This window comes from Citrobacter sp. wls829, assembly GCF_005280825.1.
GTDB classification, from domain to species: domain Bacteria; phylum Pseudomonadota; class Gammaproteobacteria; order Enterobacterales; family Enterobacteriaceae; genus Citrobacter; species Citrobacter gillenii.
The window spans coordinates 21,566-39,606 of sequence record NZ_SZWP01000105.1 but is presented as its reverse complement, the minus strand read 5'-3'; the positions used below and the strand labels follow the sequence as shown (position 1 = coordinate 39,606).

At 50.3% G+C, this 18,041-nt stretch carries 20 protein-coding genes; 7 read left to right on the top strand and 13 right to left on the bottom strand.

Annotated features, from left to right (window positions below; genetic code table 11):
- Positions 1-355: 355 nt before the first annotated feature.
- Complete coding sequence (locus tag FDW88_RS21040) at positions 356-565, bottom strand: DUF6500 family protein (RefSeq protein WP_137363294.1); 210 nt, start codon at positions 563-565, stop codon at positions 356-358.
- 2 nt (positions 566-567) lie between these two features.
- Positions 568-1,122, bottom strand: a complete 555-nt coding sequence (locus FDW88_RS21035; protein ID WP_137363293.1) for a GNAT family N-acetyltransferase — start codon at positions 1,120-1,122, stop codon at positions 568-570.
- 157 nt (positions 1,123-1,279) lie between these two features.
- Between FDW88_RS21035 and tam the strand changes: the two genes are divergently transcribed.
- On the top strand, positions 1,280-2,038 hold the full coding sequence (gene tam / locus FDW88_RS21030) for a trans-aconitate 2-methyltransferase (RefSeq protein WP_137363292.1): 759 nt from the start codon (positions 1,280-1,282) through the stop codon (positions 2,036-2,038).
- 104 nt (positions 2,039-2,142) lie between these two features.
- Here tam and FDW88_RS21025 read toward each other — a convergent pair whose 3' ends face one another.
- From FDW88_RS21025 to FDW88_RS21015, 3 genes are all read right to left on the bottom strand, one after another.
- Positions 2,143-2,649 (bottom strand): CaiF/GrlA family transcriptional regulator, encoded by a 507-nt coding sequence (locus FDW88_RS21025; RefSeq protein WP_137363291.1) that lies wholly within the window; start codon positions 2,647-2,649, stop codon positions 2,143-2,145.
- Positions 2,650-3,020: 371 nt separating this feature from the next.
- Positions 3,021-4,031 (bottom strand): autotransporter outer membrane beta-barrel domain-containing protein, encoded by a 1,011-nt coding sequence (locus FDW88_RS21020; RefSeq protein ID WP_170974190.1) that lies wholly within the window; start codon positions 4,029-4,031, stop codon positions 3,021-3,023.
- 81 nt (positions 4,032-4,112) lie between these two features.
- The gene (locus FDW88_RS21015; RefSeq protein ID WP_137363289.1) at positions 4,113-5,780 is read right to left on the bottom strand and encodes a hypothetical protein; all 1,668 of its coding nucleotides are present in this window, start codon (positions 5,778-5,780) and stop codon (positions 4,113-4,115) included.
- A 327-nt stretch (positions 5,781-6,107) separates the two neighbouring features.
- Between FDW88_RS21015 and FDW88_RS21010 the strand changes: the two genes are divergently transcribed.
- Positions 6,108-6,491, top strand: coding sequence for a GFA family protein (locus FDW88_RS21010; RefSeq protein ID WP_137363288.1), 384 nt, complete (start codon positions 6,108-6,110; stop codon positions 6,489-6,491).
- Between the two features lie 5 nt (positions 6,492-6,496).
- Here the strand turns inward: FDW88_RS21010 and FDW88_RS21005 are convergent, their stop codons facing one another.
- The 6 genes from FDW88_RS21005 to sad form a co-directional block, all read right to left on the bottom strand.
- Positions 6,497-7,411 carry a bestrophin family protein gene (locus tag FDW88_RS21005; RefSeq protein ID WP_305764106.1) on the bottom strand — a complete coding sequence of 305 codons (915 nt, stop codon included), beginning with the start codon at positions 7,409-7,411 and terminating at the stop codon, positions 6,497-6,499.
- A 215-nt stretch (positions 7,412-7,626) separates the two neighbouring features.
- On the bottom strand, positions 7,627-9,078 hold the full coding sequence (locus FDW88_RS21000) for a tagaturonate reductase (protein ID WP_137363286.1): 1,452 nt from the start codon (positions 9,076-9,078) through the stop codon (positions 7,627-7,629).
- Between the two features lie 106 nt (positions 9,079-9,184).
- Positions 9,185-9,712 (bottom strand): N-acetyltransferase, encoded by a 528-nt coding sequence (locus FDW88_RS20995; protein WP_137363285.1) that lies wholly within the window; start codon positions 9,710-9,712, stop codon positions 9,185-9,187.
- An 81-nt stretch (positions 9,713-9,793) separates the two neighbouring features.
- Positions 9,794-10,153, bottom strand: a complete 360-nt coding sequence (locus FDW88_RS20990; protein ID WP_115258519.1) for a DUF4186 domain-containing protein — start codon at positions 10,151-10,153, stop codon at positions 9,794-9,796.
- Complete coding sequence (gene glsB, locus FDW88_RS20985) at positions 10,153-11,079, bottom strand: glutaminase B (RefSeq protein ID WP_096757076.1); 927 nt, start codon at positions 11,077-11,079, stop codon at positions 10,153-10,155. Before glsB ends, FDW88_RS20990 begins: the two co-directional genes overlap by 1 nt.
- 117 nt (positions 11,080-11,196) lie before the next feature.
- Positions 11,197-12,585, bottom strand: a complete 1,389-nt coding sequence (sad, locus tag FDW88_RS20980) for a succinate-semialdehyde dehydrogenase (RefSeq protein ID WP_137363284.1) — start codon at positions 12,583-12,585, stop codon at positions 11,197-11,199.
- Positions 12,586-12,687: 102 nt separating this feature from the next.
- Here sad and FDW88_RS20975 point away from each other — a divergent pair, with 102 nt between their 5' ends.
- Positions 12,688-13,563 carry a LysR family transcriptional regulator gene (locus FDW88_RS20975; protein WP_115258521.1) on the top strand — a complete coding sequence of 292 codons (876 nt, stop codon included), beginning with the start codon at positions 12,688-12,690 and terminating at the stop codon, positions 13,561-13,563.
- Between the two features lie 150 nt (positions 13,564-13,713).
- Complete coding sequence (locus FDW88_RS20970; RefSeq protein WP_137363283.1) at positions 13,714-14,913, top strand: sugar transporter; 1,200 nt, start codon at positions 13,714-13,716, stop codon at positions 14,911-14,913.
- Positions 14,914-14,922: 9 nt separating this feature from the next.
- Here FDW88_RS20970 and FDW88_RS20965 read toward each other — a convergent pair whose 3' ends face one another.
- On the bottom strand, positions 14,923-15,588 hold the full coding sequence (locus FDW88_RS20965; RefSeq protein WP_096757080.1) for a MarC family NAAT transporter: 666 nt from the start codon (positions 15,586-15,588) through the stop codon (positions 14,923-14,925).
- A 256-nt stretch (positions 15,589-15,844) separates the two neighbouring features.
- Between FDW88_RS20965 and marR the strand changes: the two genes are divergently transcribed.
- Genes marR through marB form a run of 3 tightly spaced genes read left to right on the top strand, consistent with a single transcriptional unit; the run spans position 15,845 to position 16,930 of the window.
- The gene (gene marR / locus FDW88_RS20960) at positions 15,845-16,279 is read left to right on the top strand and encodes a multiple antibiotic resistance transcriptional regulator MarR (protein ID WP_096757081.1); all 435 of its coding nucleotides are present in this window, start codon (positions 15,845-15,847) and stop codon (positions 16,277-16,279) included.
- A gap of 18 nt (positions 16,280-16,297) precedes the next feature.
- On the top strand, positions 16,298-16,681 hold the full coding sequence (gene marA / locus FDW88_RS20955; protein ID WP_138140554.1) for an MDR efflux pump AcrAB transcriptional activator MarA: 384 nt from the start codon (positions 16,298-16,300) through the stop codon (positions 16,679-16,681).
- Between the two features lie 30 nt (positions 16,682-16,711).
- Entirely contained in the window at positions 16,712-16,930 is a 219-nt protein-coding gene (gene marB, locus FDW88_RS20950) for a multiple antibiotic resistance protein MarB (protein WP_096757082.1), read from the top strand.
- Between the two features lie 31 nt (positions 16,931-16,961).
- Here the strand turns inward: marB and eamA are convergent, their stop codons facing one another.
- Positions 16,962-17,861: an O-acetylserine/cysteine exporter gene (gene eamA / locus FDW88_RS20945; protein ID WP_117343106.1), complete on the bottom strand. Its 900-nt coding sequence runs from the start codon at positions 17,859-17,861 to the stop codon at positions 16,962-16,964.
- Positions 17,862-18,041: the final 180 nt, after the last annotated feature.

The following is an 18,041-nucleotide window of genomic DNA, read 5'->3' as shown; positions in this document are numbered from 1 at the left end:
CGAACCGGCCACAATGGCCGGTTTTTTTATGTCTGCGTGGTGTGCTGCGTGAAATCGTGTGCAGGATTACTGGTGAAAATCTGCAGAATTCACGCAGCGTCACGACAGGGAAGGGATCAAACGGACAGGCACGATTCAGACTGCATTAACACGTCTTTTTTACATGTTCTTTTGCATTTAACATAATATACATTATGCGCACCAATGTGGAATCAGACAAAATCCAGCGCTTTATGGTCATCCTTGGTCTGGTTGTTGATAGACTCTGAACGCTATTTCTCCAGTGCGGCCCTCACATAGTTATGATGTCTGTCATTGTACGATTCACAGACAAAACCATGACCTCAAGTACGCTCTACAATACAAGCGCTATAACTTTTCGGGCTTTCTCAAAGTGATCCAGTTTCATTTCCATAATCCACCATTGGGCTACTTCCATGAGCAATTCAGGGTCATCATTCTTGTTGGCAAAAAAAGCATAAAATGAGACTCCCACATCGGATCCTTTAGCTGCAATCTTGGCTTCACATACCTTCACTATCTTTGCTCGAATACTGTCTCTCATTTTCATCCTTGGCCTTCAGAATTAACCAATACAGAAATCTTTTGTATTCGATACAGAACATGCGGGGACAGCCGATGATTTGCCGGCAACGCTGGATGCGGAAACTCTTCCACTTTTTTCATACCAAGCCGTTTCATTAAGTGTTCTGAAGGTTTGTTGAGTACCGATGTAAACGATACGACTTCATCCAGCATCAGAACCGTAAAAGCATATTGCAGACAGGCTTCAGCAGCCTCCATGGCTAACCCTTGATGCCAGTACGTTTTGCTGAGACGCCAGCCTATTTCGGTACAGGGAGAAAATGGAAATTTATCAGGCTGCGGGTGCAGACCGACACAGCCAACAAATTCATGCGTTTCTTTGGATTCAACGGCCCAAAAACCCCAGCCGCGTTGTTCTATTCCGTCCCTGAATCTCTCTGCCAGACTGTCGCTCTCCTGTCTCGTCATCGGTGCCGGAAAAAAGCGCATCACATCTGGGTCTGCATTCAGATCGGCAAATGCTGCCATATCTGTTTTTCCCCACTGCCTTAAAATGAGCCTTGATGTTTCAATCATATTGCATTCCTTACCATTATGTTTACATCATCACTCAGCGTTATTCTACGCGCTAGACACTTTTCTGCGCCCTTCCCGCTTCAGCAAATACAGCCATAATGTCGTACGCTTAACGTGAAGATTGAATACGATCTCATCTTACACAGGAGATAGCTACATGGCCGACTGGAACCCTGCACTTTATCTGCAATATGGCAGCGAACGCTCAAGACCCGCAGCAGAATTATTGAGCAGAGTAGCGTTAGAAAATGTTCGTTCAGTCGCCGATCTGGGGTGCGGTCCGGGAAATAGCACGTCATTACTGTATCAACGATGGCCTTCGGCCAACATAACAGGCGTGGACTCTTCGCCAAATATGCTCAACGAGGCGCGTGCAACCTTACCGAACTGTCATTTTGTTGAAACAGATATCAGCGAGTTCCGGGCGGAGCAACCTCTTGATCTGCTTTATGCGAATGCTTCATTACAGTGGGTACCCGATCACTACGAATTATTCCCATATCTTGTCTCGCAGTTACACCGTAACGGCGTACTTGCTGTGCAAATGCCGGATAACTGGCTGGAGCCAACACATATTTTAATGCGTGAAGTCGCCTATGAGCAGGATTATCCCAATCGCGGTCGATCGCCTCTTCCCGGCGTGCATGCTTATTATGATATTTTGACTGAAGCGGGATGTGACGTTGATATTTGGCGCACGACCTATTACCACATTATGGATTCACATCAGTCGATTATCGACTGGGTCAGTGCGACAGGCTTACGTCCCTGGTTGCAAGATCTGAGCGAAAGTGAGCAACGAAAGTATCTGGCTCGATACCATGAACTTCTACAGGAGCAATATCCGCTGCAGGAAAATGGCAAAATCCTGCTGGCATTCCCACGCTTGTTTATTGTTGCCAGACGCGATTTTTAATCCCCTTATACTTGCATTGGCCTTTCATTGCAGAGGCTAATGTAGGTAAATAGAAATAGTATTTAGTTGGTATTATTTTATTTCGAAAAGTGACTATTCAACAATTACTCTTCGGTGAATTTGATATTATCATAAATTGGGCACCCCGCTTTCCATGCCTCCAATTGTGTTGCATTATTACCAGTCGGCCTTGATAACATCCAACGGGCCATAAGCTGGTCCAGTTGATTGTTTGTTTTCACGTCCTTTCTGGTATTGCTGCTTTTTTCTGGTTTTCTTACCGATGTCGGGGGCGTTACTACCTTGAGAATTCGTACGGCAAGTTGACAACAACCGCCCTGTACTGGGATTTTACGCATTTCAAATGTGATATCATCATACCCATGTCGATGACAAATATAGCTAAGTATGCCACTGGAGCGTCTCAAATCTATCTGAAACGCCTGGCTAACATCATCCCGAGTAAACTCAGTTTTACGCAGAAAACCCCACCAGGCTACCGCCCTGTAAAGCGACATATCACCAAGATGGCGGATCTCGTCTGGAATATGAAAATGACCATGGTGTTTTTGTTGGGACTGTTCACCTGCCCTATTTGACTGATTTATCATAAAATTAACCTGTTTATTCACTATTCATAAAGAGAGGATAAGCAACGTCAAATGCTTTATTGTAAAAAAACGGGAATGAAATATATCTCATGGGTTAATACAGTGTTGATTTTAAGATGATCAATAAAGAGATATTAGCGATTCGACGAGCCATTACTTTTTTTACATGATAGTACGCAGGAATCAATTGATCTTAACCACTGTCTTTTAGTTAGATGAAATAACCTTGTAACACGCCTGTCGGTATATTTTCACACCGTAAGATTATTATGCGATTTGTGAATTAACACTTTTGGTTAATACATTTTCCGCGTGCGAATGGTAGTGGCGAAATAAACACCCCGCATCCTGATTTAGGATGCGGGGTGTTGTCAGAATAACACCTTCACACCGAACATTGCCTGAGAATCACTGTAACCACTGTCGCCAATTTGTTGACCTACGTTTCCCCAAAGGTGCAGACGCGTATTTACTTTCGCTTCAACACCTGCTCTGAGTTCAGCGATATTTTTTGCGCCATCAACGTCACCCTGTATTTCATTCATTGATATCGAATAATTTCGGGAATTATGAAGCCAGTTAGTTTCAATAAATGGCTGAAAAAGCCGATCTTTTCCTTCATCGCGTTGGTTATAGCCTCGCAAATACGCTTTAACCCCCAACCGGCTTTGCAGATTCCCTTTGCCTTTATCTCGGATCACGGTGCCGTTTGCCTCCTGATGATCGTCAGACGATACGTCCATCCAGGTCAACTGAACCTGGGGTTGTAGCCAGTAACTCAGGCGTGCCGTCTCCTTCAACTTAAAGGCATATCCTGCTTCAAGCGAGGCGGTCACCCCCCGTGAACGATATTTCTCTGTCGCCAGTTGTTCACCGCGAACGGTGTTATCAAACCAGTTATAAAGCATCCAGCTGTCAAGATATCCCCCGCTTTTCTCCACATTGTTGGCATACCAGGTTGCGTACAATCCGGCGCTGTAACCTGATATCGAACCGTCAGCGCGGTAATGGCTGACGTCTGACCGCGTATTACTTTGGCTGTTTGCGTAGCCGAACATGACGCCCAGATGCCAGCGCTCAACCTCGTCTGAACTCCATTGTGCGACATCACCACCTATTTGCAGAACATAACGGTTACTTTGCGTCTTCAGCTGCCCGCTACTATCACGAAACCGGGTATGCCCACCGACGTTGCGTAACCACATGCTGGTCACGTCTGACTCACCCGTTATGGGGTCAATATAGTGACTTTCGCCCAGGCGATCGTGCAAACGTGTCGTAAACAGCGTATTTCCCGCCGATTTATTCGCAAGGTAGGCGCCTAATTCAGGGCGTAAAACCGAATCGTGAGATGCGGGTTCTTCTTGTTGGACAGGTAACACCGGTGTGTCGGGATCAATATCCGGTTCTTCTGGGTCACGTATTGGTTCTTCTGGATCGCGTATCGGTTCTTCAGAAGGAGTTCACGTATTGGTCAAATACCAATGATTCGAATCAGGAATGAGTGCGGAGTCATCCGTATTATTTCCCCGCAGTAGTGCGTAATCATAGGCGCCCGCGGTCAAACGGCCAACTGCAACAAACTCACCACCTGACTCGCCGTCCACCCGCACTACCCGTGCACCATTGAGATTACTGACCGTCTGGCTGCCCAGTGCCTGCAAAGCGACACGAGTGGTCCCTGATGTATTCCCCATCACGTGAAGTTGGTTCACCACCGCTTTTTGTTGCACGGCATCTTCTGTTGTATTGAGGATAAGAAGACCGTTGTTGCTGCTGTAATTACCGCTAACGGTCAGGATACTATTGGAACGTTTTAGTGCCTCGTCCGTTCCCGGCTGGCCAAAACTGAGCATACCGTCGAGCGACAGCGAGCGGATAGTCTGACTAAAACCATTCAGATCGACAGTCGCCGTCTCATCCACAGTGAAATCTGAGTTGCGACTAAAGGCATCCGTGCTGCCAGCCCGCAGCGTACCGTTGCGTAGCGACGTGGTGCCTGTGTAGGCATTATTTCCCGACAATAATGTAGTTCCCGGACCATTATGATTGACCTGACCACGTCCGGTTATATCTGCTGCGAGTGAAAAATCGTCACTGTTATGATTAAAATTCAGTTGAACGGTGCTGGTATTGTCGGCAGTATCGCCAAGATAGATCCACGGAACGTTAATGACGCCAGCGCGCTGTGCGACGTCCCCCTCTTCAGACCCTACGTTGACAATGCCTGTACTTCCCTTACCGACGCCTAACCATAAATATTTCCCGGATTTTACCGTGCCACCATTACTCACGGTTAGCACGCCGCGTGCATCATTGTTGCCGGTTCCGTATCCCCCTAACAAAATCGGCTTAGCGATATCCAGTAACGAATCCTCACCATCAACCCTGACGGCACCGTTACCAAACAAGTTATTGCGATCTGTTTTACCAACATAGCCGATATTCATGTGTTCGGTTGCGACCAGCTGCCCACCATTAAGAATATCGAGCTTGCCGGTGTCCTGATCGCCCACCACGACCCAGTTCGTTTTAACAGTAGATCCCGTTCCGTCAATCATGACGCTGCCGTAGGCGCCGGCATAAAATTCGCCGATGCGGAGTTCGTTAATTCCGCTTATTTGGCTGCCAAGCTCCACCAATAAGCGGCCACTGCCGCTGTTAGTCCCTAAAACAAGATTTCCCCCTCTCAGTGTCCAGATTGCCCCATTGGTCAGGGTCACAATGCCGGCACTTCCCCGACCAATTGAGCCTGTAAGCGAAGAAATTTGGCGCCCATCAATGACCAACGCACCTGCAGAATCTTTACCAACAATCAGGCCACGAAAAGTATTCCAGACGTCGTCAGTATTTTCAGTATTTGATAACAGAACACTGGCGTTATTATTAATGATCGCATCACTGGTGGCATTGGCGGGTGTATACGGTTGGGCCGCCAATAATATGCGACTGGCTTGCACTGTAGTTTTACTTTTATTTTCCGTGCATAACGCGGCGGATTCACGTTCACAGAGCCGTTCCTCTGCGATGGCGTCTACAGGTACCAGCAGACCTGTTGACGCTAACAGCAGTCCGGGAATAATCGCTAATCGGCCGGGGCGTTTTGCAGGCATTAGCTGAAAGTTTTTCATAGATAATCCTCCTGATTATCGTGCGTACATCCTTTTAAAGCGTCAGCAGGTTAATCCCCCTGACGACATGGATTTTTTATACGAACGCCATGATTACACTTTCAACGGTTTTATCGAGACAATGATCTATTCTGTGAATGGCCTTACGCTCCGCGGAGATAAACAAGCCTTCGTATTGACAATCACAGGTTGTCGTTCATTTAATTGTCTGTTTTATCTTTACACCGGGTATCGCATATGCGTGCCATCGCTTTTTTAAGATGTGCTTCTAGTGGCGAGGCTTGTCATCTGCTAGTGTCAGATAACGTTTCGCTGAAGAGAGTCGTCGTGTCTAAAATCTATTCTGGCAGTTGCTTGTGTGGTTCGGTACGCTTTACCGCAACGAATCCCAACAACTCACATTCCTGCTCCTGTGATATTTGCCGCAGACATACGGGTGCGCCCACCGTAGTGTGGATTGAATTTAACGCTGAAAACGTAGAATGGACGGGCATTGCGGGTCAACCTGCTACCTGGCGATCATCAGAAATATCCAGCCGAGCCTTTTGCCCACAGTGTGGTAGTTCCGTGGGCGCCATCGATGACGCCCCGATTATTGCCCTGTTAGCCGGGGGATTTGACGATCCCGATGATGAGAATCTGGCGCCACAGTTTCACTCTTTTTCCGATATGATGCCGGTATGGTGGCAAAAAGGACATGGCGAAAATTGATTCGGTTATGTCAGCTGATAGTGCTTATCGGGCATATGTTTAGCAGGTACAGTCGTTTCATCGTTCATTTGCAGTAAATCAATTTCAATCGCATTACAAATCGCATCCAGCGGCAAGTCGTTATTTTCCGTGCCGAACGGGTCTTCAAGCTCTTCTGCCAACGTGTCCAGAGAAATGAACGTATATGAAATCAGCACGGAAATGAACGGCGTCATATAGTGCAGATCGACCACCAATGCGAATGGCAGCATGATACAAAACAGATAGACCGTGCGATGCAGGATCAAGGTATAGGCAAATGGCACCGGTGTATTAGCAATCCGCTCACAACCTGCAAGTACCGCCGACATATCATTTAATCTATTGTTTAAACTGTGAAATAATATGTCAGATAGCTCGCCATTACGTCTGCGTACGGCTAACCACTCCCCCATCAACAGCAGAATACGGTTGGCTGGTGATTGGCAGGCAAAGACAGTTTGCAAATCTGCGGCACTGAGATATTTCGCTAATGGTTCCGCCTGCGGGTTACGACGCAGGGTCATGCGTAAACAGTGGGCAAAGGCGATTTGCAGACGTACAAACTGCCCCAGCTCGACGTCGTCCGGTAATGTGTTTTTTACCTCACGCAGTAGCGAACGGGAGGCAATCATTAATTGTCCCCACAGGTGTCGAGCCTCAACGTAGCGCGAGTAACAGGCATTGTTGCGAAAGCCTAAAAAGATAGCAATAGCGACGCCCAGGATGCTGAATGGCGCCAGGGTAAATTTGATACCCAGCATCGTATACCATGGCAGCATGATGATAACGGCAATGGAAAGCAGAAAATTCAGCAGCAGGCGCGAGAAAATCTTCGATAACACTGAACCATGCCAGACGAATATCAGACGCAGCCAGTGTTGTTGAGGTCGAACAATCATAGTTATCTTCGGAAAATGTGAAAGCCGCGCCATTAAACGTGATCGCGATCAATGTTGCAAGCACCTCACCGCACTAAATCCCGCCTTTTTACCTGTCTGAACAAATGAGGCGCTACAGTCTCAGACGGTAACTGTATTTAAGAAACACACTGTATGTTGTAACTAATAAACAGGTATAAAAAACCCGGCCTAAACCGGGTAATTATGTGACTATTTTAGCACAGTGGCTTCACGGCTTCGCGCATACCGTTGGACAGAATGGCGTCCAGATTGGCAGAAACCTGTTCAACCAGACCGGGAACCTGCGTCAGATCCTGCTCCCAGTGCTCGTTGACCGCCAGTACTGAGTGGACCAACGCTTGCGTGCTTATTTGACGATCGTGGTGCTGACTCCATAGCAGCTGGAAGCGCTCAATCCAGTGGGCATCATCCTGAACAGGATAAGACTCACCGTTACGCTCGCCACGATAGAAAGCAATCAACGCCGCCAGCGCAAACGTCAGACGCGCCGGCAATTGACCATTGGCCTGCTGCCCTGCCAGCAACTGCGGCAAAATACGCGTGCGGAATTTGGTCATTCCGTTCAGGGCAATCGACAACAGCTGATGCTTGATGTACGGGTTGCAGAAACGTCCGGTCACCGCGCTGGCGAACGACGCCAGCTCATCACGCGGTAAATCGAGCACCGGAATGATCTCTTCGTAAATGGCTTTTTCGACAAAAGCGCAAATCTCTGCGTCATTCATCGCCTCACCCACCGTGTCTAGCCCTGCCTGGTAGGCTACCGGTACCAGCGCGGTGTGCGCACCGTTAAGGATGGCAACTTTACGCTCTTTGTACGGCTTAATATCATCAACAATCAGTACATTCAGCGGATATTTGTCCAGACACAGTTCAGTCGCTAATGACTTCGGCCCCTGAATCACAAACAGGTAGAAGTGCTCTGCAGTATCGAGGAATGCATCGTGATAACCCAGCTCGGCTTCCAGTGTGGCCACTTCGTCACGCGGGTAACCGGTAACGATGCGGTCCACCAGCGTAGAACAAAACGCGTTAGCTGTGTCCAGCCACTGCACGAACGCGTCCGGCAACGCCCACTCCTGCGCATAACGCAGCACCAGTTCACGCAGCGCATCGCCGTTGTAATCAATCAGTTCGCAAGGAATGATTATCCAGCCTTTATCCAGCGCGCCGTCAAAATGGCTGTAACGCTCAAACAGCAGGCGGGTCAACTTGGCCGGATAGCTTACCGCAGGCGCATCGTCGAACTTGTCGCCCGCGTGATAACTGATCCCGGCTTCCGTTGTATTGGAGAAAACAAAACGCATATCAGGGTTATGCGCCAGTTTCAGGAACTCATCGTATTCGCTATAGACGCTGATTTCACGGTTAACCGAGCGAATTAAACGCGCGTCGCTGACGGCTTCGCCCTTTTCATTCAGACCACGAATGATGGTGGTATAGAGACCATCCTGCGTGCTCAGTGATGGCGGAAATGTACTTTCGATAGGACGAACAATGACCACACCAGAATTCAGATCGGTATGTTCATTCAGTAAATCAACTTGCCAGTCAACAAAGGCGCGCAGGAAGTTTCCTTCACCAAACTGAATGATGCGTTCAGGATAGTGAGCACCGGGAAAATCGCGACGATTTAGTGTTTGCACAATGGGTTCCCTTTTTGATTAGTCATACAACCTGATTGAATTGGTCCAATAGGTTAGCAAACTTTAATACCTTGAAACCCTGTTTTGATCAATCCCTGGTAACAAATTACAATGATTTATAGAAAAGTGTGGTGCCCGTCAGCGTTCCATCCGGCATTTGGGCGTAGTTGGGGATCATGCCCGCGTTTTGCCAGCCGCAATTGTGGTAGAACAACTCCGCAGCGCTACCGGTGGCCGTGTCGAGCACCAGCGTAGTTTTATGCTGTTGACGCGCACACGTTTCCAGCGCATTCATCAATTCCCGGGCGATACCCGTTCGTCGTGCAGACGGATGTACCAGTAATTTGGCGACGTCGGCACGATGCGGTTGGTTTTCAGGTTGATCGACAATAAGCTGGACGGTTCCCACCAGGATACCCTGCGTGTTTTCAGCCGCCAGCACAATTCTCTCGCCACGGGCAACGCTTTGCGCAACGCCCGTCCAGAATGGCAGTGACTTATCGCGATTGAAGGGGTGTATAAAACTTACAGATGCACCGTCATTCACGCACTGTTCAAGAACGTCACAAAGCTCGTCGATTCTCGACACAATCTGTTGTGCGCTCAGCACGATGCAGGGGGTACCAGTGGCCATTTTTTTCTCCTCAGATAGTCCCCATGATAGTGCGTTTAACTTTTTCGCAACACAAGGGGTCTTATCATAGGATTATGTTATCTATGGCTGGTTCATTTGCCGCACTAACCAGTGATAAATTACCGTGACAACGTAACGCTGCTGTTCTGCACTTAGCGCCAGCCCTTGAGGAATATCATGCCATTTTGCCAGGCAGCCGCGACAGCAGGTTGCCGTCGCATGCTGGGCAATAAATACCGGATGCCCGCGCATCGGCGTCTGCTTACCGTCGTTGGCCGGGAATGCAGGCGCCAGGCGTTTGGCAATAAAATCGGCGGCATGTTGCTCAATCACCGGCGCGCCTTTCTCCATACAATAGCGTCGTTCTTTGTCACCAAGGCGAAACCGTGAACGAAAGGTCGATTTCGCCAGTCGGGAAAACAGCGGTTCGAGCGAGTTCATCAGTAAACCGAACGCCCCATCTGTTGGGTTAACTGCTCCAGCACCGCAATACCTGCCAGTGAATTCCCTGCCGGATCAAGTTCCGGGCTCCAGACCGCTATCGCCATTTCATGCGGCACGATCGCCACGATACCCCCCCCCACCCCGGATTTTGCCGGCAGCCCCACTCGCCACGCAAATTCACCGGCGTTCTGGTACATACCACTGGTCGCCATTAGCGCATTAATTTGTCGGGCCTGCATCGGCGTGACCACCGGCTCATTGAGATGAAAGGCATGCCCCTGATTAGCCAGAAAGACAAAGGTACGCGCCAGCTCCACGCAGCTCATTTTCAGCGCACAGTAGTGGAAATAGTTTTGCAGAACGGTGGCAACATCATGTTGAAAATTGCCAAAGGATTTCATCAGCCAGGCAATGGCCGCATTACGTGCCGAATGCTCAAACTCAGAGCGGGCAACAGTCGCATCATAGGCGATATCCGGCACACCGCTTAGCGCCCGTACGACTTCGAGCATGCGTTGACGTGGCGCACTCAGACGCCCCTGCAGCATGTCGCAAACCACCAGCGCCCCGGCATTAATAAACGGGTTGCGCGGTATTCCTTGCTCCATTTCCAGCTGTACCAGAGAGTTAAACGGATGTCCTGACGGATCTTTGCCTACTCGCTGCCAGATCTCATCTTCCTGATAATGACGCATCGCCACCACCAGACTGAGCACCTTCGAGATCGACTGAATTGAAAAACGTTCTTGCGCATCACCCGCCTGATAGTGCTGACCATCAACGGTACAAATGGCAATACCCAGTTTGGAACCATCAACGGAGGCTAATGCGGGGATGTAGTCAGCGACCTTCCCCTGACCAATCAGCGGGCGAACCTGCTGCACAATGGTTTCTAAGATTGAATTGTCCATGGCCCTGGCCACAACATGCTCCTTGCTCGCAGGTCTGAAAGGCCTGCGAGTATAACAGAGCTGAATGCACCGCGTCAGGATGCAGATGATATGCGTGGACGGGTGTCCCGTGTGGAGACACCCTGAAGATTAGATACGGTTTTTCCAGACGGTCTGCACGTTACAAAACTCATGCAGGCCAAAGTGCGAAAGCTCCCGACCAAAGCCGCTTTTCTTCACCCCGCCAAACGCAACGCGGGCATCACTGGCACTATAACCATTGATAAATACCCCGCCACATTCCAGGCGTGCAGCCATATTCTGCGCCAGCGTCTCATCAGCGGTGAAAATCGTTGCCGACAAGCCAAAATCACTCTCATTCGCCAGTACTAACGCATGCTCTGCGTTCTTCGCAACGGTAATTGCTGCTACCGGGCCGAACAATTCCTGGCGGAAAGCGGTCATCTCAGGTGTCACGTCACCAAGAACCGTGATGGCATAGTAGTTACCTTTTCCGGCAATTTTTTCGCCACCGAGTAACAACGTCGCCCCTTGAGCCAGCGAAGCCTCAACCTGCTGATGCAGTTCATCACGCAGATCAACGCGTGCCATTGGGCCGAGATCGTTTTCCTCATTCAGAGGATCGCCCATTTTTAGCGCACTGGCCGCCGCCACAAAACGCTGAGTAAATTCTGCCGCAATCCCTTCCTCAACAATAAAACGTTTCGCTGCCGCACAAACCTGCCCGGTATTCTGATAACGACCGGCGACTGCCGCCTTCACGGCCAGATCGAGGTCAGCATCGTTAAGGACAATGAACGGATCGGATCCACCCAGTTCAAGCACGCATTTCTTCAGCGCCGCCCCCGCCTGAGCACCAATTGCCGCCCCGGCTCGCACACTTCCCGTTACCGTAACGGCGGCAATACGCGGATCGTTGATCATCTGGCTAACGCCCGAGTTATCGGCATTCACCCAGCCATATACCCCCTGCGGGATACCGGCATCAGCAAACGCCTGCGCAATAATACCGGCACACCCGGTTACATTCGGTGCATGCTTTAACAGGTAACCATTCCCGGCCAGTAAAATAGGCACGGCACCGCGCATGACCTGCCACAGCGGGAAGTTCCACGGCATAACGGCCAGAATAGTGCCCAGAGGACGATATTCGATCACCGCTTGGTTATTCTCCACCTGTGTTGGTTCAGGATTAAGCATCAAAGGTCCATGCTCTGCATACCAGTCACACAGCGCCGCGGATTTCGCCACTTCTGCACGAGCCTGTTTTATCGGTTTCCCCATTTCCCGTGAGATACACTGCGCCATCTCTTCCGCACGCTGGCGCAGAGCGTGCCCAACCTTGCGCAGCATCTGCGCCCGATGCGCCACGGTGGTGTGTTTCCATTCATTAAATCCACTGGCGGCCAGATCAAGCGCATGGGCAATCTCATCCCGACTAGCCCACGGCATCGCCGTTAACCTTTCGCCGTTCACAGGATTGACGGAAATCGCATGTGTTGCTGATGTGATGGTCATAGCTGTCTCTCTTTTTGCAGGGTATGGTCATATCATGAGCGTATTTACTCTTTCTGAAAAATGAATAATATTAACTACACCATTCACGAATAGAGAAAAATAATGGATCTGACGCAACTGGAAATGTTCAATGCGGTGGCGGAAACCGGCAGCATTACGCAGGCCGCCGCGAAGGTACATCGTGTGCCGTCCAATCTCACCACGCGTATTCGCCAGCTTGAAGCCGACCTTGGCGTCGATCTGTTTATTCGTGAAAACCAGCGCCTGCGACTTTCCCCGTCCGGGCACAATTTTTTGCGCTATAGCCAGCGGATCCTTGCCCTGGTAGAGGAAGCACGCATGGTCGTTGCTGGCGATGAGCCGCAGGGACTGTTCTCTCTCGGTTCGCTGGAAAGCACCGCTGCCGTACGCATTCCCGCGACGCTGGCTGAATATAATCGACGCTACCCTAAAATCCAGTTTGCGTTGGCTACCGGGCCTTCAGGCACCATGCTGGACGGTGTACTGGAGGGGACGCTGAGCGCCGCCTTTGTCGATGGCCCGATCACCCACCCGGGACTGGAAGGCATGCCGGTCTACCTTGAGGAGATGATGATCGTTACCCCTCACGGACACGCCCCCATACAGCGGGCCAGCGACGTCAACGGCTGCAGTATTTATGCCTTTCGCGCGAACTGCTCTTACCGCCGCCATTTTGAAAGCTGGTTTCACGCCGATCGCGCAATGCCGGGCACCATCCATGAAATGGAGTCGTATCACGGCATGCTCGCCTGCGTGATTGCCGGGGCGGGAATTGCGCTGATTCCGCGATCGATGCTGGAAAGTATGCCGGGACACCATCAAGTTAACGCCTGGCCGTTGAGTGAAAACTGGCGTTGGCTCAATACATGGCTGGTCTGGCGTCGGGGAGCGATGACGCGACAACTGGAAGCATTTATTGAGGTGTTGAACCCCCAACTGGCGCAGAATGCAGATTAGCTGACGCCGGGTGGCGCAAGTTCACCCGGCCCTCCTTTCCAGGCATTAGGCATAAAAATGTGATTTGAATCACGAAATGATTGTATTTCCACCAGTAACCGTTTTAAGATCGTGACCTCACCTTTTCGCAGCTAATCCAATTTATTTGATATGACAACACACACTGTTTCCCGCAAGGTCGCGTGGCTACGGGTCGTTACGCTGGCTATTGCCGCTTTTATTTTCAATACCACGGAGTTTGTTCCCGTCGGTTTGCTCTCCGACATCGCGCAAAGCTTTAATATGCAAACAGCGCAGGTCGGGATCATGCTGACCATCTATGCCTGGGTCGTTGCCCTGATGTCACTGCCGTTTATGCTGCTTACCAGTCAGGTGGAGCGACGCAAACTTCTGATTTGCCTTTTCGCGCTGTTTATCGCCAGTCATGTGCTCTCTTTCCTGGCATGGAACTTTACCGTGCTGGTCATTAGCCGTATTGGTATTGCCTTCGCACACGCCATTTTCTGGTCGATTACCGCGTCATTAGCGATTCGCATGGCACCCGCCGGCAAACGTGCGCAGGCGTTGAGCCTGATTGCTACCGGGACCGCGCTGGCGATGGTGCTGGGTCTGCCTATTGGCCGTATCGTCGGCCAGTATTTTGGCTGGCGCACAACCTTCTTCGCTATCGGCGTCGCCGCATTAGTCACCTTGCTCTGTCTGATTAAACTGCTGCCAAAACTACCCAGTGAGCATTCAGGCTCGCTAAAAAGCCTGCCGCTGCTGTTTCGCCGCCCGGCGCTGATGAGCATTTATTTACTGACGGTCATTGTGGTCACCGCGCACTACACGGCTTACAGCTATATAGAACCCTTTGTTCAGACCGTTGCCGAACTGAGTGCCAATTTTGCGACCGTGTTGTTACTGGTTCTGGGTGCGGCGGGCATTATCGGCAGCCTCATCTTTGGCAAGCTGGGTAATCAGCATGCATCCGGGCTGATAAGTGCGGCTATCGCGTTACTGACGGTGTGCCTGGTGCTGCTATTACCAGCCGCTGACAGCGAGATGCACCTCGCCATACTGAGTATTTTCTGGGGTGTGGCCATTATGGTGATAGGTCTGGGGATGCAGGTGAAAGTGCTTGCGCTGGCACCCGATGCCACCGACGTCGCCATGGCGCTGTTTTCCGGGATCTTTAATCTGGGTATCGGCGCGGGCGCACTGGTGGGAAATCAGGTCAGTTTGCACTGGTCGATGTCCACAATCGGTTACATCGGTGCGATACCCGCACTGGCTGCGCTGATATGGTCCGTGATTATCTTTCGCAAGTGGCCGGTCGCGCTGGAAGACTATACCGGACCCTTTTTTTAAGCGTAGGTTTTATGCGTAGGTTTTGATAATTTCCAGTACGCCATTAATAATAAACTGCACGCCCATACACACCAGCAAAAAGCCCATCAGACGGGAAATCGCTTCAATGCCCCCTTTGCCGACCAGACGCATAATTCCGCCTGAACTGCGCAGGCAGCCCCACAGAATGACCCCGATCACCGCAAAAATGATCGGTGGAGCGACCATAATAACCCAGTCCGGAAACTCAGAGCCTTGACGTACGGTCGAGGCCGAACTGATGATCATCGCAATGGTACCCGGACCGGCAGTACTGGGCATTGCCAGCGGCACGAAGGCAATATTGGCCGTCGGTTCGTCTACAAGTTCTTCTGACTTACTTCTCGCTTCCGGAGAGTCGTGCGCCTTCTGCTGCGGGAACAGCATCCGAAAGCCGATAAACGCAACGATTAACCCACCCGCAATACGCAATCCGGGAATCGAAATCCCGAAGGTATTCATCACCACCTGCCCGGCATAGTACGCCACCATCATGATGGCAAACACGTAGACAGACGCCATTAATGACTGACGGTTACGCTCTGCGCTGTTCATATTGCCGGCAAGGCCGAGGAACAACGCCACGGTGGTTAACGGGTTCGCCAACGGTAACAGGACTACCAGTCCCAGACCTATGGCCTTAAACAAATCCATCATAATTCATCTTTCCTGTGCGTTAATCGTCAACGGCAAGTATACGGTGAAAACACCCGTTTAAGCCATTTTCGCGATGTAAGGATTCATTTTTCTCCTCTACGCATAAGCCTGTGAAATCAAAATATTGAAACGAACGTTCGGTTAGCCAGGTGCTGACGTTTTAGCAAAACGTGGCATTTGCCGACCCATTCATTTGACTTATATTTGCCTAAGCAATAATATCAGCCGTGACTAACTACTTGCCAGGGCAACCATTGTGAAAAACACCAGTGATCTGTTCAACGAAATCATCCCACTGGGCCGTTTGATCTATATGGTTAATCAGAAAAAAGATCGTTTGCTAAACGACTACCTGTCACCGCTGGATATCACGGCATCGCAGTTTAAGGTGCTTTGCTCCATCCGCTGCGCGGTGTGCATCACCCCTGTTGAATTGAAAAAAGTGCTGTCTGTCGATCTTGGTGCGCTGACGCGTATGCTCGACAGACTGGCCTGTAAAGGCTGGATTGAAAGACTTCCTAATCCACATGACAAACGCGGCGTGCTGGTGAAACTCACCGAGCATGGCGCGACAATTTGTGAGCAGTGCCATCAATTAGTCGGGCAAGACCTGCACCAGGAACTAACAAAAAACTTAACGGCGGACGAAGTGGCAACACTTGAGCATTTGCTTAAGAAAATCCTGCCGTAAACAGAAAGAGGTATGACGATGTCCAGACGCAATACTGACACAATCACTATTCATAGCATTTTGGACTGGATCGAGAATAACCTTGAATCACCGCTGTCACTGGAAAAGGTGTCAGAGCGTTCAGGTTACTCCAAATGGCACCTGCAACGGATGTTTAAAAAAGAAACCGGCCATTCATTAGGTCAATATATCCGCAGCCGCAAAATGACTGAAATAGCGCAAAAATTAAAAGAAAGTAACGAACCGATCCTCTACCTGGCGGAGCGTTATGGCTTTGAGTCTCAGCAAACGCTGACCCGGACCTTCAAAAACTATTTTGATGTGCCCCCCCATAAGTACCGTATGACAAATATGCACGGCGAATCCCGGTATTTGCATCCGCTGAATCAATGTAACTGCTAATCGCCTGATAAAGACGTAACCGAGGAAATCATGAAACTTCTGTCATCTGCAATGCTGGCCCTGCTGCTTGTTGTTTCGGGCCAGAGCATGGCGGAACAAACCGCGCAGCCCATAACACCCAATAATCGCGACGCAATAATTATGCCTCCTACGCAGGAGCAGTCCCCGTTTGATTTTAATCATATGGGTGCCGGCAGCGACAAGTCCGACGAACTGGGTGTGCCTTATTACAACATGCGCAGTTTATAAGTCATGATGCCCCGCCACGGCGGGGCTACTGTTATCCCCTCGCCTGAGCGGTCCTGCGCAAACGAAAACCAAACACGTTGATGTACAGCCCCGCCATAATCAACAGCGCGCCGATAAGTTGCAGCCCACTTAGCGTTTCATCCAGTAACACTGCCGCACTCGCCAGCCCAACCACTGGCACGAGTAAAGACAGCGGGGCCACGCGCCAGGTCTCATAGCGTCCCAGCAACGTCCCCCATATGCCGTATCCCACAATCGTCGCCACAAATGCCAGATAGACCAGTGAGAGAATAGTCGTCATATCAATAGCAATAAGGCTGTGTACGATGAGACCTGGGCCATCAAGGACGAGCGATGCCAGAAAGAACGGTAAAATAGGGATCAAGGCACTCCACACCACCAGCGACATCACTGGCGGGCGGGATTCATGTTGCATAATTTTCTTGTTGAAGATATTGCCGCAGGCCCAACTCAGCGCTGCCGCCAGCGTCAGCATAAAGCCGAGCATCGTCACGTGCTGTCCATTCAGGCTGGCTTCGATCAACACCAGCACGCCAAACACTGCCAGCGCGATGCCAACCCGTTGCTTGCCCTGTAAACGCTCACCAAAAGCGAATGCGCCCAGCACAATGGTGAAAAATGCCTGCGCCTGCAATACCAGTGACGCCAGTCCAGCGGGCATGCCAAATTTTATGGCGCTGAACAGAAACGCGAACTGGCCAAAGCTGATGGTCAGGCCATAACCGAGCAGCAATGAGAGAGGGATTTTCGGGCGGGCAACAAAGAAAATAGCCGGAAATGCCACCAGTAGGAAACGTAGCCCTGCCAGCATCAGCGGCGGCATATTGTGCAGGCCCACTTTGATGACGACAAAATTTAGCCCCCATACCACCACGACCAGTAGTGCTAACAACCCGTCTTTACGTGACATTCACCCGCCCCTGAAATTATTAAATTTTTGTAAACAAGTTAAAGTAGCGGAAATCGTTGCCGGGTAACAGATCATTAATACAGGTAGGTATAACTGGGCATTTTCAGACAACTTTTTGAGTGTACATCACACTTTTGACGTGCTATTTCTGTCTGAAATTTAATAAAAACATAACAACAT

Coding starts and splice junctions, on each gene's coding strand:
- eamA (WP_117343106.1), bottom strand. CDS start 17,861: ATGTCACGTAAAGACGGGTTGTTAGCACTACTGGTCGTGGTGGTATGG.
- FDW88_RS21040 (WP_137363294.1), bottom strand. CDS start 565: ATGAGAGACAGTATTCGAGCAAAGATAGTGAAGGTATGTGAAGCCAAG.
- FDW88_RS20995 (WP_137363285.1), bottom strand. CDS start 9,712: ATGGCCACTGGTACCCCCTGCATCGTGCTGAGCGCACAACAGATTGTG.
- FDW88_RS21005 (WP_305764106.1), bottom strand. CDS start 7,411: ATGATTGTTCGACCTCAACAACACTGGCTGCGTCTGATATTCGTCTGG.
- FDW88_RS20970 (WP_137363283.1), top strand. CDS start 13,714: ATGACAACACACACTGTTTCCCGCAAGGTCGCGTGGCTACGGGTCGTT.
- tam (WP_137363292.1), top strand. CDS start 1,280: ATGGCCGACTGGAACCCTGCACTTTATCTGCAATATGGCAGCGAACGC.
- FDW88_RS20975 (WP_115258521.1), top strand. CDS start 12,688: ATGGATCTGACGCAACTGGAAATGTTCAATGCGGTGGCGGAAACCGGC.
- FDW88_RS21025 (WP_137363291.1), bottom strand. CDS start 2,649: ATGATAAATCAGTCAAATAGGGCAGGTGAACAGTCCCAACAAAAACAC.
- FDW88_RS20990 (WP_115258519.1), bottom strand. CDS start 10,153: ATGAACTCGCTCGAACCGCTGTTTTCCCGACTGGCGAAATCGACCTTT.
- FDW88_RS20965 (WP_096757080.1), bottom strand. CDS start 15,588: ATGATGGATTTGTTTAAGGCCATAGGTCTGGGACTGGTAGTCCTGTTA.
- marB (WP_096757082.1), top strand. CDS start 16,712: ATGAAACTTCTGTCATCTGCAATGCTGGCCCTGCTGCTTGTTGTTTCG.
- FDW88_RS21015 (WP_137363289.1), bottom strand. CDS start 5,780: ATGAAAAACTTTCAGCTAATGCCTGCAAAACGCCCCGGCCGATTAGCG.
- FDW88_RS21035 (WP_137363293.1), bottom strand. CDS start 1,122: ATGATTGAAACATCAAGGCTCATTTTAAGGCAGTGGGGAAAAACAGAT.
- marA (WP_138140554.1), top strand. CDS start 16,298: ATGTCCAGACGCAATACTGACACAATCACTATTCATAGCATTTTGGAC.
- sad (WP_137363284.1), bottom strand. CDS start 12,585: ATGACCATCACATCAGCAACACATGCGATTTCCGTCAATCCTGTGAAC.